The organism is Planktothrix mougeotii LEGE 06226 (assembly GCF_015207485.1).
In the GTDB taxonomy this organism is placed as follows: domain Bacteria; phylum Cyanobacteriota; class Cyanobacteriia; order Cyanobacteriales; family Microcoleaceae; genus Planktothrix.
Genome location: NZ_JADEWU010000091.1, coordinates 1 through 21197, shown reverse-complemented (window position 1 = coordinate 21197; position 21197 = coordinate 1). Strand labels below are relative to the sequence as shown.

Genomic DNA, 21197 nt, shown 5'->3' with positions numbered 1-21197 from the left:
ACATCAGAAGTTATTTGGCTTGGTCAAATCCACCCGAAAACGACATCGAGTTCTCGATGCTCTTACACAGCAGGTTTGGGGCGATCGCTCCTTAAGTTGACACCAATGGGCGCGCCTCGCCCCTACAAAGAGATGGGGTACTTTTTAATATTTAATTTCCATGAACCCAGAACGTCGTTTAATTGAAGATTTTATTCCGATTCGAGAAATTTCTGCTGAATCTGCTAGAGAAAAATCGATTAGAAAGGGTCATATTTCAACCCTGCATTTATGGTGGGCAAGACGGCCATTAGTGGCGGCGAGGGCTGCGGTTTTTGCGTCGTTGGTCGCAGCACCGGAAACTCATCAGAAACGCACAGCTTTGAAACAATTTATGATTGATTTATGTAAATGGGAAACGGGAACTCCGACGTTAGAGAAAGCGAGAAAACAAATTTTAGAAGCGCAAAAAGTTAGATTAAATTTACCCGAAAATACGCCTTTAGATAAAGTGCCACCGCCCAAGGTTTTAGATATGTTTGCCGGAGGTGGGGCAATTCCCTTAGAGGCGTTACGGTTAGGCTGTGAAACATTCGCGGTTGATTTAAACCCCGTTGCCCATATTATAGAATTGTGTACGTTAGTTTATCCACAAAAATATGGGGAAAAATTAGCGGATGCGGTGGAAAAATGGGGCAATTGGGTGATTGAAAAGGTTAGAGATGAAATTGGGGATTTATATCCAGAAATTCGGGTAGGAGAAGTATTAATTCCCGAAAGTGAACAGTTAGAATTATTTGCTGAAGCTAAACCGCAACAACCCTGTAGAGACGCGCCATGGCACGTCTCTACTCCGGTTGCTTATTTATGGACAAGAACGGTTAAATGTCCTAACCCTAGTTGTGGGGCGACGGTTCCTTTAGTGCGACAAACTTGGTTATGTAAGAAAAGTAAAAAGTATGTGGCGTTACAGGTTATTCCGAATTATGAAACGAAGAAAGTTGAGTTTAAAGTTGTTGAATCTACAACGGAAAACGGGTTAGGGTTTGACCCCAATTCGGGAAGTACAAGGGGTAATTCGATTTGTCGTCATTGTGCAACAACGGTTAAAAGTGATTATGTAAAAGTTGAAGGGAAAGGAGACAGAATCGGTCAACAATTAATGGCGATTGTTTGCACAACATCAGGACAAAAAGGCAAAACCTATTTATCTGCTACTGATTATTTACATTATCTTCCTGATGATTACAAAATTAAAATAAGGTTAGAAACGCTTTGTGAAGAAACGGGTTTAACGATTCCGAATGAATCTTTATCTATAGAAGATAATCGAAATTTTTGGATTACCGAATATGGTTTAACTAAATTCGGCGAATTATTCACCCCTCGGCAATTATTATCATTAATGACGTTTGTTAAATGGGTGAAGTTAGCACACCAGGAAATTTTACAGCAGGGATATGAGGAGGAATTAGCAAAGGCTATTGCAAGCTACCTAAGTCTCTGTACTGGAAAATGTAGCGATTTAAATAGTTCAGTAAATAGATGGAAGCCTGACCAACAAGGAGTTGTCAATACGTTTTCAAGACAAGCCCTTCCTATGGTATGGGATTATGCAGAAACTAATGCCTTTGGAAATAAAACAGGAGCTTTTGAATGGTCGCTTGATTTTGTTTTAGATTTTATATTAAGAGAGTCAAATAATAAAAATCAGCAACTTTGTAATACTATACGAACATCAGCCACATCTTTGCCATTTGAGTTTCAAAGTTTAGACGCTATTATTACCGACCCCCCTTATTTTGATTCTGTTCCCTATGCTGATTTATCCGATTTCTTTTATGTTTGGTTAAAACGGAGTATTGGTCATCTTTATAAAGAACATTTTTCAGGACAATTAACCCCCAAGAAAAACGAAGCTATCATGGAACCTTCTCGACACGGTGGGGATAAAAAGAAAGCTGCTAAAGCTTATGAAGATATGATGCACCAAGCCTTTTTGGAAGCCAACCGAGTCTTAAAAGAAGCCGGAATGATGGTTGTCGTTTATGCTCATAAAACAACGGCTGGATGGTCAACCTTAATTGATTCTTTAAGACGAGCAAAATTTACGATAACAGAAGCATGGCCGTTAGATACGGAAAGCAGAGGAAGACTTCGCGCACAAAATTCTGCGGCGCTCGCTTCCAGTATCTTTTTAGTGGGTAGAAAACGCACCAATACAGGAATAGGTGATTATGCAATGGACGTACAACCGCAACTGAAAAGTATTATTCAAGACCGAGTAAAAAGCTTAATGTCAGAAGGAGTAGTCGGCGCCGATTTAATTATTGCTTGTGTCGGTGCGGGGTTACGCGCTTACACTCAATATGATACCGTTGAACTGCCGAATGGAGATGAATTAGACGCCAATTCCTTCTTAGATGAAGTGCAGAAAGAAGTCTTAGAAACCGTATTAACCGAAGTCTTACTTTGCGATAAAAAAGGCGTCAGTTTAGTCGATAAACCCACCCAATATTATATTTTAGGACGTTATGAATACGGGGAAGCCATTGTTGATTTTGATGAAGCCAATACCTTAGCCAGAGGCGTCGGCGTTGAACTCGATGGAGTTGGCGGTTTAACCGATGGTAAAATTGCATTAATTAAGAAAACTAAAAATCAAGTGCAATTAAGAGATTATAGTGAACGAGGAGAATTAGAAGATTTAGGAATCCAGAAAACCGAAAAACAACCCGGTGTTAATCAAATTTCCCAGAGTCTCGGTTCACCGCCAACCTTAATCGATATTCTGCATCGGTTACTGTGGTTAGCCGAACATCAACCCCAAAATGTTAATGTATTTTTAGCCCAAAGTATGCCCGATGCAACCCAATTAAAATTAGTCGCCCAAGCGTTAGGAGGACGAGCATTAACCCCCGAAGCCGGAACCCCAGAAACCGTTACTAACCGCACCAAAGAACAGCAAGCCATTGATACCTTATTAGCCTCTTGGAAACGGTTAGTTGAAGATAATTTATTCACCCAACAAAAACCGTAGGGGCGGGGTCTCCCCGCCCAACCCAGACGTCAACAGGTCACAGGTTATCAGATTTTATCGTAGGGGCGGGGTCTTCCCGCCCAACCCAGACGTCAGGGGGGTTGGGAAACAAAAATATTAAGAGGGTTGGGAGACCCAACCCCTACGGGTTTTTATCATAAATCAAATAGAATTGTTATAGGTTCTCTTTACCTGCCCAAATCTTAATTTTATTGATTTCAAATTATTGTTTATTGCCCTAAAAAATTATGACCGCTTATCAATTAAAACCCTGGACACAAGTAGTTACCCCCCATCCCGATATTCTGGAGGGTAAACTAGATAATGCCACCTATGCGATTAACTTAGGTAGCATCATTCGCCAAGAGTCTCAATGTTCTCGCTTGTATCGAGACGGCCGTGAATTCTTTAACGCCACCTACCTAACCGGAGAACTGAAAGGCATTTTAACCGATGTTCTCAAAGGGTTACAAGGAGAAGCCGGAAACCGCGTGATTCAACTGCGAACCCCCTTTGGTGGCGGTAAAACCCATACCTTATTAAGTCTTTATCACCTCGCTAAAAACCGTAACCAATTGCGGGAAATTTCTCAGTTAGATGCCTTGCCCGACCCTGGAGAAGTAACGGTCGCTGCGTTTACCGGGTTAGATATCAGTGTTTCCACCGGAGAACAAATCGAAAACGGCCCCCAAATTCTCACTCCTTGGGGCTATTTAGCATGGCAAATTGGCGGAATTGAAGCTTATAAATTAATCGAAGCAGACGATAAAAACCGCACCGCCCCAGGAAATAACGAATTAAGAAAAATAATCGGAAATAAACCCACGCTTATCCTGATGGATGAATTTTTAGTTTATATCGAAAACGCCATGGGAATTACCCTGGGAGACTCTAATTTTGGGCGACAAATTCTCACCTTTATGCAGAAACTCACAGAAGTCGTCCGAGAATTACCTAAAACAGTTTTAGTCTATTCTCTGCAAGCCAGTGTTCAAGAAGCGGTGGGGAATGAAGGGTTATTAAGTGTTTTAGATAAACTCGTCAGTCGCATTGACGCTAAAAAAGAACCCGTCTCTGGGGATGAAGTCATGGAAGTCGTGCGAAAACGGTTATTTACCGATATTGGAAATGTAGAAATTATTGCTGAAGTAGCGCGACAACAGGCGGCATTATTTCGCAAATTTCGAGAAAGTTATACCACCACAAACCGGGAAAAGCAGGAAGTTGAACAACAAGCCAAAATATTAGAAGAACGCATTAAATTAAGTTATCCATTCCATCCCGATTTGTTAGATTTAATGTATCATCGTTGGGGAAGTTTGCCCAGTTATCAACGAACAAGAGGCGCGTTACAATTTCTAGCGTCAATGGTGTATGCGTTGCGCGAAAAAAATGATCTTTCTTGGTTAATTTCCCCAGGAAATGTTTTGTTTGACCATGAAGCGGTGAAGAGTGCTTTTTTTACCCAAGTCGGGGAACGCGATAATTATAGTGCAGTGATGGCGGCGGATTTAATGGGTAGAAAAGCTAAGGTTAATTTTGTAGACCAACGAATTGCTCAAGATTCTCCTAATTTAGCGAGTTTAAAGGTCGGAAGTCGTCTCGCTTCTGCCATTTTAATGTATTCTTTTGGGGCGAGAGGTGGGGAAGAACGCGGCGTTTTTGAACAGGAAATAGTCGGCGCTTGTTTAGCACCAGGGTTAGAAAGAAATACGATTGTTACAGTCTTAAATGATTTACGAGAAGAATTGCTTTATTTACATTATGTCGGACAGCGTTATCGGTTTGAAACCAAAGCCAATCTCAATAAATTAGTAGCGGATGAAGAAAATAAAATTACCAGTGATGAAGTTTTAGAACGCATTCAGGGAGATTTAAAAAATAATTTAAAAAACGCACGGGGTAAGGTTATTCTCTGGCCCAAGGATTCCAGTGCTATTCCTGACCATATTCATCAATTTTGTACCGTTTATTTAGAGGCAAGTTGGGCAGAAAAAAGTAAAGAAGCCTTACAGGAAGAGGGGATGAAATGGTTAGAACATCGGGGAAATGATAAACGGGATTATAAAAATGCCATTGCTTTTATTGTTCCGAATACTCTCCAATTTGATAAAGCTCGGAAAGCAACTCGAACGTTATTAGCGGTAAATTCTTTAGTGAAAGATAAAGAAAAATACAAGTTTTCTGTTGAAGATTTAGATGAGTTAAAAGCAAAAGCAAAAGATGCGACATCAAGCTTAGAGGCGGGTTTACGTCGTCTTTATGAACAAATTTTATTACCGTTACGTCCCCAAGAACAAGCACAAATTCAGTTAGAAATTATTGATTTACAATCTCAAATTAATACCAGTCAGCCCTTACAAGATAGGGTGTTAGATGCGTTAAAAAATCATGTTTTTGATTCGATTACGGTTTCTAAAATTATTAGTTATTCTAAAATTGAAGAATCGGAACTGGGAGTGATTCAAGGGGAGGAGTTAGTGAGTTATTTTTTCCGGTTTCCAGGGTATCCGAAGTTATTAAGTGATGAATCGATTAAAAAAGCAATTTTAGCGGCGATTACAAAGGGAAATATGGGCTATATTCCGCAATTAAAAATTGTTGGGGATAGTGTAATAATTGATAAACCCGAACGAATCAGTTTTAAGCGTTCTATTCCCCTAGATGAATTAGATTTATCCGGTTATTTATTAGCACCCCGTATCGTTGAAAAATTTAAACAACAACCCCCAATTGTTGAACCTGAAACTGATGAAAGTCAATCTGATTCTATTCACTATTCTGATTCGTTAACCGGAAATACAGATTCAAAGGTTGCAGAACAGAAACCGACCGTTGAGTATAAGTCAACTAATAGCAGTTTAACTCGGACGGTGTTAGCTGATATTGTAGATGGTAAGCAATCTGCTAAACGGTATAGTCTAAGTTCAATTTTAAATAAAGCCCAAGTTTTTGAATTTTTTGAAATGTTGCAACGGTTATCGGACAAAGCCGATGATATGAGTATTGAGATTAAAATTAAAGCCTCTACCCAGGCAGAATTTGACCCCAATTGGATTCGGAATGCCATTGAAGAACCTTTAGATGAAATGGATATTCAAGCGAATACTAAATTGGAGTAATTGGCAAAAACGAATCCAGCGAACTAAACCCTGCAATTTTTTTCTTTCTGTTCCCTGTTCCCTGTTCCCTGTTTCCTGCTATACAATGAATTGCCATAAATATCGTTATCTAAAAATTGGTTATGACTCCTAAAAAAATTCTAGGCTGGGGTGCTGTTGCCTTAGTGGTTGTGTTTATTTCCTCTGGCGATACGTTTAAATTTTTACCCAAACCCGCCAGAGAAGCGAGTAAAACCAGTCGGGAGTTTGTTGTCAGTTTATGGCCTAAATGGTTACGGCCTAAAGATACCAATGAACAACGAGAGAAAGAAGTAGAAAAAATTGAAAAGGGTCAGGGAGCGAAATAGAGTGTGGAACAGGCATCTTGCCTGTTAAGTGGGGTGTCGGGTGTCAAGAGTTAATAATTTCTTCCCCTGCTTCCCCTGCTTTCCCTACTCCCCCTGCTCCCCCTGCTCCTCTTCTCTAATCCTTCTTCATCCAGCTAAACATCGCGCGTAAGTCTTTGCCGACTTCTTCAATACGATGTTCGGCTTCTTGACGACGCATGGCGGTGAAACCGGGTTTTCCAGCTTGATTTTCTAACACAAAGTCTCTAGCAAATTGACCCGACTGAATTTCGCTGAGAATTTTCCGCATTTCCGCGCGAGTTTCATCGGTAATAATTCGAGGGCCGCGAGTATAATCTCCATATTCAGCCGTGTTAGAAATGCTATCGCGCATTTTAGCTAAACCGCCTTCCACAACTAAATCCACGATTAATTTAACTTCGTGTAAACATTCAAAATAAGCCAATTCGGGTTGATAACCTGCTTCGACTAAGGTTTCAAATCCAGCTTTAATTAAAGCGCTTAAACCCCCACATAAAACCGCCTGTTCACCAAATAAGTCGGTTTCAGTTTCTTCGCGGAATGTGGTTTCTAAAATCCCACCCCGTGTGCTCCCAATGCCTCTAGCATAGGCCATTGCTCGGTCACGAGCTTGTCCAGACGCATTTTGATAGACGGCAAATAAAGCGGGAACTCCTTGACCTTGTTCGTAGGTACGTCGCACTAAATGTCCGGGGCCTTTGGGTGCTACCATCACCACATCTACATTAGCCGGAGGAACCACTTGGCCATAGTGAATATTAAATCCATGAGCAAAGGCGAGGGTTTTGCCTTCGGTTAAATAGGGTTCAATTTCAGTTTTATAAACGGTTTTTTGGACTTCATCAGGAAGCAGAATCATAATGAAGTCAGCAGCCTTAGCCGCATCTTCAACGCTATGCACGGTTAAACCTGCATCTTTGGCTTTGATGGCTGACTTACTACCGGGATATAACCCGACAATGACATTCAGACCACTTTCTTTTAAATTGAGTGCATGGGCATGACCTTGGGAGCCATAACCAATAATTGCAATAGTTTTTCCTGCCAAAATATCTAAATTGGCATCTGCATCGTAATACATCCGAGCCATCTGGCTTCTCCTTCGCCGCTTGTGGGGTGAGTATCCAAAACTTTTATTATATCACAGGCTGGTATGATGTTACCGTTCATATCGTCCTAGAGAAGGAATCCTTTAATAATGTTGGAGTATATTACTCTCCCCAATCAAGTTTTACCTCCCGTTGCGCCCTATTCCCATGCGGTGCGTGCTGGGGATTTTTTGTTTGTCACGGGACAACTCGCTGAAAATCCAGAAACTGGGGAAGTGATTAAGGGAACCATTGAACAACAAACTCAGCAAGTGATGGAAAACTTAAAATTAGTCCTAAATCATGCAAAAACCAGTTTTAATCGAGTTGTAATGGCTCGAATTTTTGTGACGGATTTTCGATATTATGAAACGGTCAATCAGGTTTATGCTGCTTATTTTGAAGCAGAACGTTTACCTTGTCGAACGACCGTTGGTGTTATGGGACTAGCTGGTTTGGGAGATGTTGAGATTGATTTAATTGTCTATTGTGGAGCCTGAACTATTAACAATCCTTGATTGTATCAATTCATAAAATTATGTAAATATATGTATAGCAAACTTGATAATCTGTAATTCTTTCCAGGGCTAAAACACTTGTTATAATGACTTTGTTGTAAGGTTGTGTGCAGTTTAAGTTAGACAAACTCTTATTAAGTCTTATTTCAGCTTGCCTTTTTTCTTTAAGAAAGAGGATTAGATGATGAATACTAGAAGGTAAGCCCTCTATCCCAGGGTAGAGAAAAGCGATCTAGGACTCAATACTAGAGGTGAGGATGTCAGTAACTCATAGCTAAAGCCACTGAGCTTGTAAGAGCAATTGAAGCAAGCTGTACTGACCAGCCTAAGACTGTAAAGGTCTAGGTTTTTGGAGTCACGACAGCCTAGAATGCGTAGCTAGTTCCCGGCTCTGTCACTTGTAATTAAACAGTTCTAAAGTCACTCCTGTTTCCAATCTCCTATGAGGTTTTTATGAAACAACCTTCACAGTTAACTCGGCTGATTTGGGATTTTTATCGGGAAAATCAACAGGAGCTAGATCAACTTCAACTCCTGGCGAATTGTAGAGTATTTCGACGGTGGGGAGTTTTACATATCCAATGCTTGACCCAGGAAATGGGGGAAGCCCTCACACAGGTTTATAGTTTAATTCGAGAACCCGTTTCTCAAATGCGACTAGCCCCAAAAATTAAAATATCCGTAAAAAACATAACAGTTGCTGTTTTTTATGTTAAATCTGATCGAATTATGGCTTAAACGACTCAGGATGTTAGTGTTTTTAACACCCTTACAGAAGTTTAGGATCAACCCGTTCCCTGCGATTTCCCCCAAAGAAATGCAGGGAACTTGCTGAAAAATACCCAGGAATTAACAGATTATTAACTCAAATCCCAAAGGATGAATCCTCCCAATACGGTTATTAATTCGTTAATCACAGTTGTCTTTACCCTCAACTGCTGAAATTAAAGTTAATAACCGGATGTCAGGATATTAATTTTGAGAGAAATTAGGGATTTCAATCCTAATGTTTGAAAGATGGATGGGTTACTGTACATCTGAAAAAAGATTAGTCAATCATCCTCACCTAAACAATAAAACTATGAAATCGTCCAAGACTCAGCGTAAAAAGCAAGTAAAACAAGCTCTCGAAAAAACGCCAACTCCTAAATATGTTGATCACTATATTACCCTGGCTAATCTGGCCTATTATTTACAATTGAACGAACAATATTAGGGAACCGGATTTTAAAGTCAAGAATTGTCTTGAAATCTGGAAAAACGGAGGTGGAGGAACTGACAAAGCGCAAGATCACCTTTACAATTGGGGGTCTACAATCAATCAATGCACTGAGTATGGTTAGCTTAACACCGAATCCGAGTTTTAGTGTCACAATTCGTCTGGAACTGCCCAACCGCGCTGGAATGTTAGCCAGTGTTGCTCAAGCGATCGCAACCGTTGGGGGAAATTTAGGCCAAATTGACTTAATTGAACAAACCCTACAAAAAACAATTCGCGAAATTAGCGTCGATGCTTCCAGTGGCGAACACGCCGAACAAATTGTCCAAGCGGTAAAAGCATTACCTGAGTTAAAAGTTTTAGCGGTTTATGATCGCACCTTTAATCTACATCGGGCGGGAAAAATTAGTATTCAGAGTAAAATTCCCCTAAAATCTCAATCAGATTTAGCAATGGCCTATACCCCTGGAGTAGGTCGAATTTGTAAAGCGATCGCTGAAGACCCTCAACAAGTTTACAGCCTCACGATTAAACAAAATACTGTTGCCATTGTTACCGATGGCAGTGCAGTTTTAGGGTTAGGAAATTTGGGGCCAGCCGGAGCTTTACCTGTCATGGAAGGGAAAGCCATGTTATTTAAAGAGTTTGCCGATATTGATGCCTTTCCCATCTGTTTAGACACTCAAGATACAGACAAAATTATCGAAACTGTTAAATATATTGCGCCTGTTTTTGGGGGGATTAATTTAGAAGATATTGCTGCACCTCGATGCTTTGAAATTGAAGCCAAATTACGGCAATCTTTAGATATTCCGATTTTCCATGATGATCAACATGGTACGGCAATTGTTAGTTTAGCCGCGCTGATTAATTCCCTAAAATTAGTCAAAAAATCAATGGATGAAATTCACCTAGTTTTAAACGGAGCAGGTGCTGCGGGAATAGCAATGGCGCGGTTATTTAAAAAAGCCGGAGTTCGCTATATTACCCTGTGTGATTCTAAAGGCATTATTTCCCATGATCGACCGGATATTAACGCCCAAAAACGGGAATTTGCCGTTGATTTATCAGGAACATTAGCGGATGCGATGAAAGATGCAGATGTGTTTATGGGAGTGAGTGCTCCGGGAGTTGTAACCCCGGAAATGGTACGTTCAATGGCTAAAGACAGAATTGTTTTTGCCATGGCGAACCCGATTCCTGAAATTCAACCTGAATTAATTACGGATGATGTGGCGGTGATGGCAACAGGACGCAGTGATTATCCTAATCAAATTAATAATGTTTTAGCCTTTCCAGGAATTTTCCGGGGCGCTTTAGATTGTGGGGCAAAAAGTTTGACAATTTCTATGTATTTAGAAGCAGCATCGGCGATCGCTTCTTTAGTGTCTCCCAGTGATTTAGATCGCGAACATATTGTTCCTTCGGTATTTGATAAACGGGTAGCTACTGTTGTTGCTGGGGCTGTTGCTCATACCGCTCGTCAAGAAGGATTAGCCCGCCATTAACTCTAGGTTTACTTCTATTTGCAATAGAAACCTGGTCTAACATCTTCCCCAATCCTTATCCTGTAAGGAGAGGGGAAAAAGATATGTTTTTATTTTATAGCAATTTGTTATCAACTCTTGAAAACAAGGATCAGAACGAATCGCCTCAAAATCCGAAGTGAAACCCAAATCTTAATTGTAAATAAGCGGATCAAAAAACAGTTAATTTACCTGAACTTGAATTTAATGCTTTCAAAATCGAGTAGGATAGATGTGGAACGGACAGCAAAACATGATGTTGTAGGGTATAGCTGGGGTGTGTCCAAAGCCAAGTCTTAACTTTGATCAACTGATAGTGGATTCAGCTTACCTGCGATTGATTGTTGTCCACACCATTTCAACTCTCTACAAATTTTGAGCAAGTGCAAGCATGAGAATCTTAGTCACAGGTGGCGCGGGTTTTATTGGTTCACATTTGATTGATCGCTTAATGGAACAAGGTCATGAAGTGATTTGCCTGGATAACTTCTTCACGGGGACAAAACGAAATATCCTCAAGTGGATGGATAATCCCTATTTTGAACTAATCCGTCATGATATTACTGAACCCATTCGCTTAGAAGCCGATCAAATTTACCATTTAGCTTGTCCCGCCTCTCCGGTTCACTACCAATACAACCCGGTTAAAACCATCAAAACAAATGTATTGGGAACCCTGAATATGTTAGGGTTAGCCAAACGAATTAAAGCTAGATTTTTTTTAGCCTCAACCTCAGAAGTTTATGGTGATCCTGATGTTCATCCCCAAACGGAAGACTATCGAGGAAACGTGAATTGTATTGGGATTCGATCCTGTTACGATCCAGAAACGGAAATTTTAACCGAGCAAGGTTGGGTTCAGTTCCCCAACTTGCAACCCGGTGTCAAAGTTGCCACCCTCAACGAAAACCATCAAATTGAATATCACGTTCCTGATGAATATATTGTTCAACCCTACATTGGAGAAATGTTGCGGTTTGCTAACAGTAAATTTGATCTTTGTGTCACCCCCAACCACTGGATGTATGTTCGGGGTAAAACCGGAAAATTAACATCAATTCAAGCGGGGGAGGACAAACACTGGCATTCTTGGCGAGTGATCACAGGTGCAGAATTTGACGCCTCAGACCAAGAAGAATTTGATTTAGACCCAGCACCACGTCATGCGAAAGTGCGGGTTGAAAAAGTCAAAATGGATGACTGGCTAGAATTCCTGGGTTATTACATTTCTGAAGGTTGTGTCCATGTCCGGCGACGGGTGCGTGCGGTGGGGGGTGCTGATTATGATGTGGCGGACTATAACATCTTAATTGCTCAAGAAAACCCCGAAGGACGGACAAAAATTGCCAACTGTCTCCAACGTTTACCTTGGAAATTTTTTGATTCCGATCACCATCAATTTCGGATTTGTAGTCAACAATTAGCAGAGACTTTATTACCTTTGGGTAAATCCGGGGATAAATATATTCCCCGTGAGTTTTTGCAATTGTCACGACGTCAATCCTTAATTCTTTTCAACGCTTTAATATTAGGAGATGGAAGTCAACGGGGTAATTGTTATACCTACTACAGTAAATCTAAACAATTGGCTGACGATGTACAAGAATTAGCCCTGCGTTGTGGATATGCTGCTTCTGTTGTTTCTCATGCTATCGGACGTGACCTCTATCGCGTCAATATCCGTCCCGCCATTGATGCCAATTTAGTTGAACCCGAACGGTTTCACTATGTCGGGAAAGTGTATTGTGTGAACGTGAAAAATCATGTCGTTTGTGTGCGTCGTAATGGACGAGTTGCCTTTTGTGGTAACTGTTACGACGAAGGAAAGCGGGTTGCAGAAACCTTAGCCTTTGATTATCACCGTCAAAACGGGGTAGATATTCGCGTGGTGCGGATTTTCAATACCTATGGCCCGCGAATGTTAGAAAATGATGGCAGGGTGGTGAGTAATTTTATTGTTCAAGCCCTGCGAGGTGTTCCCTTAACGATTTATGGTGATGGCTTGCAAACGCGAAGTTTCTGTTATGTGTCAGACTTAGTAGAGGGATTCATCCGCTTGATGAATAGTGATTATATTGGCCCGGTCAATATCGGAAATCCTGGGGAATATACGATTTTGGAATTAGCCCAAAAAATTCAGAATATGATTAACCCTGACGCTGAAATTCAATTCAAACCTCTACCGGAAGATGATCCCAAACAGCGACAACCTGATATTACTCGTGCTAAAACGTATTTGAATTGGGAACCAACAATCCCCCTGGATCAAGGATTAAAATTGACAGTAGAGGACTTTCAGGAACGCATCTGCAAAGGTTAAATAGAAGAGACAAGCAGTAGGGGAGAGCAGGGAAAGTACCGGGAGTAGGGCTAGAGGAGCAATTATTAACTCTCGACACCTGACACCCCAGACCTGAAACCTGAAACCCTACTGAACAGGCAAGATGCCTGTTCCACACTTCTTCTTGTTAGTATGTGGTCAAAAACTTGAGGATAGATTTATGCGAGTTTGTGTCATTGGAACGGGATATGTGGGTTTAGTAACGGGAGTTTGTTTAGCGCAGATCGGGCATGATGTGATTTGTATTGATAATAACGAAGAAAAAGTCAAATTAATGAAGTCGGGACAATCCCCAATTTATGAACCGGGATTACCTGAATTAATGAAATCCTGTATGGAATCAGGACGTCTGGATTTTTCTTCGGATTTAAGTGCAGGTGTTGAACACGGTGAAGTGTTATTTATTGCGGTGGGAACCCCGCCATTACCAACAGGTGAAAGTGATACCCGTTATGTCGAAGCTGTGGCGCGAGGCATTGGCTCTAACCTGACAAAAGGTTATAAAGTAATTGTCAATAAATCTACTGTACCCATTGGTTCTGGTGACTGGGTGCGAATGATTGTCTTAGATGGCGTGGGAGAACGACAAAAAGAAAAAGGGTTAGCGGGAACCCCTATTGAAGCCGAATTTGATGTCGTCAGTAACCCGGAATTTTTGCGGGAAGGTTCGGCTGTTTATGACACCTTTAATCCCGACCGGATTGTGTTAGGAAGCAATAGCAAAAAAGCACTGGAAGTGATGCAAGAATTATATCAACCTTTAGTGGTGCGAAAATATTCTGATCATCCTTCCTTACCGACCGTTCCGATTGTGTTAACCGATCTCAGTTCCGCAGAAATGATTAAATATGCAGCAAACTCGTTTTTAGCCACTAAAATTAGCTTTATTAACGAAATTGCTAATATTTGCGATCGCGTCGGAGCAGATGTTAAACAAGTAGCTCAAGGAATTGGGTTAGATTCTCGTATTGGTAATAAGTTTTTACAAGCGGGAATTGGCTGGGGAGGTTCCTGTTTCCCGAAAGATGTTTCTGCCTTAATTCATACGGCTGATGATTACAATTATGAAGCCCAATTGTTAAAAGCGGCGGTGGAAGTGAATAACCGTCAACGCACCATTGCTATTGACAAATTACAACAAGTCCTGAAAATTCTCAAAGGTAAAACCGTCGGATTATTAGGGTTAACTTTTAAACCGGATACGGATGATTTACGCGATGCTCCAGCTTTAAATATTATCCAAGAATTGAACCGTTTAGGCGCAAAAGTTAAAGCTTATGATCCGATTATTTCCCAAAGTGGAATGCGTCATGGCTTAACGGGAGTGATTGTTGAAACTGACCCTGAACTGTTAGCCGATGGCTGTGATGCGTTGGTTTTAATTACAGACTGGACACAATTCCACACCCTCGACTACGCAAAAATGGCGAAAAAAATGCACTCCGCCTTTATGATCGACGGACGGAATTTCTTAGATCGCAAACAATTAGAAGCCGCCGGGTTCCAATATGTCGGTATTGGGCATTAATCTGTAGGTTAATGTAAGGTTAGGGTGGGCATAGCTCACCCTATATTTTATGCTAGGTATGATAAAATGTCGGTATATAAATAGAAGTACCTACACTTTCCACAATCTTTGAAAGTGCAGGAGAGGTTATTCATTGATTTGGGTGATACCATCATGACTCAGAGACAACAAGTGCTAGATACCCGTTGCACTATGGGAGTCATCAGTGCCAAAGATATAGAAAAATGGGGAATTTCTCGTCAGTATGTGCAACGACTAGAACAACAGGGTTTGTTACTTCGTTCAGGACGAGGTATTTATACCATAGTAGACGCAGACATCACAGAAAATCATAGTTTTGCAGAAGTCTCTAAGCGAGTACCTCATGGAGTAATCTGTTTGCTATCAGCACTGAGTTTTTATCAAATCACCACTCAAGCACCCTCTCAAATATGGCTGGCCATTGACCAAAAAGCACGTTCTCCAAAGGAGGATATGATTCCTTTGCGAATTATTTATATGTCAGGTATTGCCAAAGAATCAGGGATTGAAGAACATATTATTGAAGGAGTTCCTGTAAGAGTTTATAGTTTGGCAAAAACCATTGCTGACTGTTTCAAATTTCGCAATAAAATTGGACTCGATATTGCTCTTGAAGCTCTACGAGAATCTTGGCAGGAAAAGCGTTGTACAATTGATGAAATTTGGGATTATGCTAAAATTTGTCGCGTTCAAAATGTTATTCGTCCCTATCTGGAATTGCTTGTATCTTAAATCATGGGTCAAACCAATCAACCGAATATTTCTCAAAAGGTTAATCAACATTTATTAAAACTTGCTAAGGAAAGAAAAGAAGATCTTAATCGTCTGCGAATTCGTTATGTGAATGAAAGATTATTGTATCGTCTGAGTCAATCTCCTTATTGCGATCAGTTTATTCTCAAAGGTTCAACTCTATTTTTTGTATGGAGTGGTCAACCCCATCGACATACTAAAGATTTAGATTTTCTCTGTTTTGGCAACTCTGATATTGAGCATATAAAAAACTTATTTCGAGAAATCTGTTCTACTTCTGTTCAAAAAGATGGAGTTGAATTTTTGTCTGATCAGATTAAAGGAAAACTAATTAAAGAAGATCAAGATTATGAAGGAGTCCAAATTAAAATAGATTGGAAAATTCATACATCTAAAGGAGTTACACAAATCGATATAGGTTTTGGAGATCAAGTAGTACCTGAAGCTAAAATAGAAACATTTCCCCTGATTTTACAAGAATTTAAACCTCCAAAACTGAGAATGTATTTTCGTGAGACTGTGATAGCGGAAAAGTTTGAAGCTATGGTTAAATTAGGAGTAGCCAATAGTCGCATGAAAGATTTCTATGATATTTTTTATTTATCAGAAAATTTCGTCTTTAATCAAAAAACTCTTGCTCATGCTATTCAAGCCACTTTTAATCACAGAAAAACGGCTATCCCTTCTGATATTCCCTATTGTTTAACAATAGAGTTTTCTCAAGCAAAGCAACAATCTTGGATTGCTTTTTTAAAGGAAAAACAAATTAAAAATACCTCGGAAAATTTTCAGGATATTATTTCGCGCCTCAAAGGATTTTTGGAGCCTGTTTATCAATCAATTATTGAGAATAAAACCTCTGATTATGTTTGGGATTTCACCGATTTTTCTTGGGGTAAAATTGAGGATTAAAATCCTCCATTATATCCAAGATTAGATCCCCTGAATCCCCCTTAAAAAAGTTGACAAATTCTACCCCATCTTTAATTTGGCATTGAAAACGGATTACTCCACCGCTTCATTAATGGGGAATCGATCAATTAAATGGCGGGCACGAATGGCATTTTGTTTGAGAGATTCACTTAAATGAGGAACATGAGGGATTTGTGAAAGAAAATCTAACGTGCGCCGGAACATTCGCACAATGTCCCCCTCATCTAAACTGGTATTAGCGACTAACTCTAACCAATCGGTTTCTAAGGCCCATTGTTCAATTAAACCCGTTAAATCCCGTTCTAGCCAAATCGGTAACGCCACCCGATAGCGTCGCTGCTGCTTAAATAACTCCTGACGAATACCCCGCAACCGTCCGAGAGCATTTTCCACATCATCAGATAAGTGATAGCGAGTCCAACTATCGGGACGATAAACCTCCGTAACCAACGCCGCACAAGCCGCCGCTAAATGATGGGGGTCAAGATCATCAAAAATCCCTGATTTTAAAGCTAACCCTAACCACAATTCATTATCACCGCGTAAAGCAGCCGTTGCTTGGCCTAAATCCGTCGGTTTTAACTCATCTAAGGCTTCACAATATTGCAAAATAGAAATTAAAGCTAAAAATTCTTGCCAATGACGAGCTAAATCTTCTTCTAATTCCGTGCGTCTTTCTTGAATAATTTCGTCTAATTCCGCCCACCGTTGCCACCGTTTTAACAGTTTATTGGGTTTCCCCCATTCATGAATCGGATGGGCATCTAATTCTAACTCTAATCGTTCCACTTGTTCTTGTTGGGTAATCACTTCTGGCGGAGGTTCAGGTAACATTAAATTGGGAATTTGTTGTACAATCGCCACCGTTAACTCATCCCCTTTGCGACATTGCCCTAATTTAAACGGAATATTAGGAATATCGACATAATCCACATTTAACCGTTGAGACTGGGGTTGTAAAATCACGATATCCGCCGAACTCACCACATACCAACGATTATCCCGGCCTAAACACAGGAAATAGGGGGCTTGTCCCGAACTGGGGGTTTTTGCCACTAATACCGACGGAATGGGGTCAGCTTCCAAACTCCGGGCGGTGGGGACGTGTTTTCCGCGTAACCCGACAATCGTTCCTAATGACGTTGAGTCCATCGCTAAAGCCATCTGGTGCATTCGACGGTCTTCAGCTTGACGCTGTAATAACTTTAATAAACGGCGTTCTTCTCGTAAACGTTCATAAATTTTTTCAAAACTGGCTAAGGTTTCCTCCAAAATTGCCATATTTTGTTCGCCTCGAAAGCTAAATTGCGCTTCAATTAACGCTAATTCCGCTTGCATAATTTCGATTTCTCGTTGGGCGGGAATTAAATTAATCGTTGATAAATATTGTCCGAAACTCCGTTCAATTAATTCTTTCGCTTCTTCTAAAGTATGGCGTTGTAATAAATTCAAAACCATGCCATAACTAGGCGTAAATTGACTCACTAACGGGTCAGGTTTAGACGTTGCTAAATAGGCGGCTTCTTTTGCCCCTTCAAAAGGTGTTTGTACCGTGACAACATACCCTTCAATATCCATCCCCCGTCGTCCAGCCCGTCCCGACATTTGCAAGAATTCGGAGGGTTTTAAGAGGCGATGACCATCATCAGTTCGTTTCGATAAACTCGAAATCACCGTTGTTCTAGCGGGCATATTAATGCCAGCAGCCAGGGTTTCTGTGGCAAACACCACTTTAATTAATCCTTGTTGAAATAACTCCTCAACTAACCCTTTCCAAGTGGGTAATAATCCTGCGTGGTGGGCGGCAATGCCTCGATATAATACTTCTAATTGTTCGGGACGAATACCTTCAGGACTAGAAGCAATAAAAGCATCAATACGTTTTTTTAACAGGGCGGCTTCGGCTTCTGTAACTAAGGATAAATGACGCACTTCTGCTACAGAGCGATCGCATCCTTTACGACTAAAGATAAAATAAATAGCAGGTAACATATCCCGTTCTTGTAAATGGGAAATAACCGCCGTTAAATTCGGAACATCATTGCGATGTTTACCTCGTTGAGGAGGGCCTTTACGTTCTTTGAGGCGAGGATTAATTTTTTTGAGGGAATTATCTAATAACGGAAATAGCCCTTTGGTATTGCAAAAATGATATTGCAACGGTACAGGTCGAAAGTCAGAATAAATTAACTCCGTTGGGCCATGAACCCTAGAAATCCAGTCTGTTAATTGTTCACTATTAGCGACGGTTGCGGATAAAGCCACTAATTGAATTTCACGGGGACAATAAATAATTGACTCTTCCCAAACCGTCCCCCGTTGGCGATCATTCATATAATGGCATTCATCTAAAACCACCGCCTCCACCGCTTCCATGGAGGTTCCCACCTCGCCAATCGGTGTACCATAAAGCATATTGCGGAAAATCTCTGTCGTCATCACCACCACCGCCGCATCCCGGTTAACGGAAATATCCCCCGTCAGTAACCCCACGTTTTCTGGCCCTAGTAAATCTTTAAAGTCTCTATACTTCTGATTAGATAAAGCTTTTAGCGGTGTTGTGTAGAAGACCCGCCTATTACCCGCTAACGCCCGATGGATAGCATATTCCCCCACTAACGTTTTTCCCGACCCCGTTGGTGCACAGACGACAACGGATTTTCCTCCATCCAATGCAGCAATGGCGTTGTACTGAAAGTCATCCAGGGGAAACGGAAACAGCTTGTCGAGATCCAGTTGGGGATCGTTTTGGGTAGAGTAGGACACAAGAATCTAAATAAAGGCTAATCTTATTGTGCCTAAATTTTAGCTTGAATTGCAGGAGAGTTGAAGAAAACTCGATCAACTCGCAGTTTTGAGATAAAATTCCCCCATCTGTGAACTTGATACAGGGAACAGGGAACGGGGAACAGAGAATTACGAATTACGAATTACGAATTACGAATTACGAATTAGGGAATACCGGATAATACTTTTGGCTGTTTCCTGTCAGTTGTAAATTATTACAACCTCCTTCTTAAAGGCGCGGATTGTTATATATCTGGATAATCAGCTTTATTTTGCCTAGCTCTATGATTCCTAATATTGTAACCATTCCTTTAATCCAGCTTGCATCTGGCGATCGCTTATTCCTCCAAGTTTATCAATTTAAAGGTGCTAAACCAGGAAAAAAAGCTTATTTACAGTCTAACTTACACGGAGCCGAAATTAGCGGAAATGCTGTTATTTATCATTTGATTGAATTTTTGACTGGTTTAGATCCTGAGCAATTAATAGGGGAAATTTGGTTAGTTCCTGTGTGTAATCCTTTAAGTGCAAATCAGCGATCACATCACTTTTCCTCCGGTCGATATAATCCTTATGATGGCAAAGATTGGAATCGAATTTTCTGGGATTATGAAAAAACTGGAGAAAATATTGCTCAATTTACCCAAGATTACCAAACTTTAGAACCTCACGAAATTCAATCTCAATATCGACAAAATATTTTAAATCAATTTCAGCAACTCTCGGAAAATATAAAAAGTTCGTTAGGCGTTCCTTACCGTGAATATTACCGTTATCAACTCCAAAGTTTATCTCTTGATGCCGATTACTTAATCGATTTACACAGTGGAACCAATTACGGATTAGACTATTTATATTGTTTTCATAGTCGAGAAGAAAGTGCTAAAGGATTCCTTTTAGATTATGGTATCTTAATGAATGATTATGATGGCGATGCCTTTGATGAAGCTTTTATGAAACCTTGGTTAGCCTTAGAACGAGAACTAAAAAAACTAGGGAAAAATATTCAATTTGAGATTGAAGCTTGGACATTAGAACTCGGTTCTGGATTAACCCTAAATCCTGAATCTGTGGAAAAAGGAGTTAGAGGGATTAAAAATTATCTCGCTATGAAAGAACTGTTATTAATCGAAAATTTTCCTTTAACCTCTACTCCCAATCACAGAATAAATCTCTGCCCCAAAAATCAACTGAAATATTATTATTCTATAACTGGAGGTATGATTGAATTTTATATTAAATTAGGAGAAATTATTCATAAAAACCAGAAACTCTATGAAATTTTAATTTTTAATAAAACCGGAGAATTACCCCGAATTCAAGAAGTTTTTGCCGAGTCTGATGGACTAATCTTTGATCTCGCTAGAAATCATTCTGTTAATCAAGGGGAGTATATTTTAGGAGTGATGCCAAGCTAAATCCGGTTTTTTTGATAAACTAATCCTAGTAAAATCACTCAATACCCCATTAACATTGTGTTGGACGAATCAGCTAAAAAAACAATTCTGCGGAAAATTCCCCACGCCCTCTATATTTGTGGGGTCAAAGACGGGGATGATGTCAATGGTTTTACCGCCAGTTGGGTAACACAAGGCTCCTTTGAACCGCCTTTAGTGGTGAACTGCGTTAAAAACGATTCTAAATCCCACGCCATGATTAAGGCCAGTGGTGTCTTTTCCCTGAGCTTTTTGGCCGAAGGTCAAAAAGACATCGCCCAGAAATTCTTTAAACCCCAACATCGAGTCGGGAATAAATTCGAGGACGTGGAATTTTACATCGGAGAAACGGGTTGTCCCATTATTTCCGAAGCCTTGGGTTACGTTGAATGTCAAGTTGTCGGTGCGGTTGAACACGGCGACCATACCGTCTTCGTGGGAGAAGTCATCGCCGCAGGCGTTCACAAAGAAGCCGAAATTCTCAATCTTGCTAGTACAGGCTGGAATTACGGCGGGTAGAAGGAGACGGGGGGACAAG

At 40.5% G+C, this 21197-nt stretch carries 14 protein-coding genes and 3 pseudogenes; 15 read left to right on the top strand and 2 right to left on the bottom strand.

Annotated features, from left to right (window positions below; translation table 11 throughout):
* Positions 1–160: 160 nt before the first annotated feature.
* The 3 genes from IQ236_RS24165 (at position 161) to IQ236_RS24155 (ending at position 6488) form a co-directional block, all read left to right on the top strand.
* Entirely contained in the window at positions 161–3019 is a 2859-nt protein-coding gene (locus IQ236_RS24165; RefSeq protein WP_193871644.1) for a DUF1156 domain-containing protein, read from the top strand.
* A gap of 248 nt (positions 3020–3267) precedes the next feature.
* Entirely contained in the window at positions 3268–6141 is a 2874-nt protein-coding gene (locus IQ236_RS24160; RefSeq protein WP_193871643.1) for an ATP-binding protein, read from the top strand.
* A 122-nt stretch (positions 6142–6263) separates the two neighbouring features.
* Entirely contained in the window at positions 6264–6488 is a 225-nt protein-coding gene (locus IQ236_RS24155; RefSeq protein WP_190522113.1) for a hypothetical protein, read from the top strand.
* 115 nt (positions 6489–6603) lie between these two features.
* Here the strand turns inward: IQ236_RS24155 and ilvC are convergent, their stop codons facing one another.
* The gene (gene ilvC, locus IQ236_RS24150; protein WP_193871642.1) at positions 6604–7599 is read right to left on the bottom strand and encodes a ketol-acid reductoisomerase; all 996 of its coding nucleotides are present in this window, start codon (positions 7597–7599) and stop codon (positions 6604–6606) included.
* 108 nt (positions 7600–7707) lie between these two features.
* Here ilvC and IQ236_RS24145 point away from each other — a divergent pair, with 108 nt between their 5' ends.
* The 10 genes and pseudogenes from IQ236_RS24145 (at position 7708) to IQ236_RS24115 (ending at position 16415) form a co-directional block, all read left to right on the top strand.
* A complete protein-coding gene (locus IQ236_RS24145) occupies positions 7708–8097 on the top strand; it encodes a RidA family protein (protein WP_193871641.1) in 390 nt (129 codons plus the stop codon).
* Positions 8098–8568: 471 nt separating this feature from the next.
* Positions 8569–8853: a hypothetical protein gene (locus IQ236_RS24140; RefSeq protein ID WP_072720477.1), complete on the top strand. Its 285-nt coding sequence runs from the start codon at positions 8569–8571 to the stop codon at positions 8851–8853.
* Positions 8854–9196: 343 nt separating this feature from the next.
* On the top strand, positions 9197–9331 hold the full coding sequence (locus tag IQ236_RS28115) for a hypothetical protein (protein WP_255528397.1): 135 nt from the start codon (positions 9197–9199) through the stop codon (positions 9329–9331).
* A 119-nt stretch (positions 9332–9450) separates the two neighbouring features.
* The gene (locus IQ236_RS24135) at positions 9451–10842 is read left to right on the top strand and encodes a malic enzyme-like NAD(P)-binding protein (RefSeq protein WP_193871640.1); all 1392 of its coding nucleotides are present in this window, start codon (positions 9451–9453) and stop codon (positions 10840–10842) included.
* 409 nt (positions 10843–11251) lie between these two features.
* Positions 11252–11683 (top strand): annotated as a pseudogene (locus IQ236_RS27895) (GDP-mannose 4,6-dehydratase); the annotation flags it as partial.
* Positions 11684–11827: 144 nt separating this feature from the next.
* Positions 11828–12535 (top strand): annotated as a pseudogene (locus tag IQ236_RS27890) (LAGLIDADG family homing endonuclease); the annotation flags it as partial.
* Between the two features lie 30 nt (positions 12536–12565).
* Positions 12566–13180: pseudogene (locus IQ236_RS27885) on the top strand (NAD-dependent epimerase/dehydratase family protein); the annotation flags it as partial.
* Positions 13181–13361: 181 nt separating this feature from the next.
* Positions 13362–14729 (top strand): UDP-glucose dehydrogenase family protein, encoded by a 1368-nt coding sequence (locus IQ236_RS24125; RefSeq protein ID WP_193871638.1) that lies wholly within the window; start codon positions 13362–13364, stop codon positions 14727–14729.
* A gap of 153 nt (positions 14730–14882) precedes the next feature.
* Positions 14883–15482 (top strand): type IV toxin-antitoxin system AbiEi family antitoxin domain-containing protein, encoded by a 600-nt coding sequence (locus IQ236_RS24120; protein ID WP_193871637.1) that lies wholly within the window; start codon positions 14883–14885, stop codon positions 15480–15482.
* Positions 15483–15485: 3 nt separating this feature from the next.
* A complete protein-coding gene (locus tag IQ236_RS24115; protein ID WP_193871636.1) occupies positions 15486–16415 on the top strand; it encodes a nucleotidyl transferase AbiEii/AbiGii toxin family protein in 930 nt (309 codons plus the stop codon).
* A 93-nt stretch (positions 16416–16508) separates the two neighbouring features.
* On the opposite strand, the gene IQ236_RS24110 is transcribed toward IQ236_RS24115, so the two are convergent.
* Positions 16509–19202 (bottom strand): DEAD/DEAH box helicase, encoded by a 2694-nt coding sequence (locus tag IQ236_RS24110; RefSeq protein WP_193871635.1) that lies wholly within the window; start codon positions 19200–19202, stop codon positions 16509–16511.
* Positions 19203–19507: 305 nt separating this feature from the next.
* On the opposite strand from IQ236_RS24110, the gene IQ236_RS24105 reads away from it, so the two are divergent.
* Together IQ236_RS24105 and IQ236_RS24100 are read left to right on the top strand one after the other, a co-directional pair.
* Positions 19508–20641, top strand: coding sequence for a succinylglutamate desuccinylase/aspartoacylase family protein (locus IQ236_RS24105; protein ID WP_193871634.1), 1134 nt, complete (start codon positions 19508–19510; stop codon positions 20639–20641).
* Positions 20642–20698: 57 nt separating this feature from the next.
* On the top strand, positions 20699–21178 hold the full coding sequence (locus IQ236_RS24100) for a flavin reductase family protein (protein WP_190522092.1): 480 nt from the start codon (positions 20699–20701) through the stop codon (positions 21176–21178).
* Positions 21179–21197: the final 19 nt, after the last annotated feature.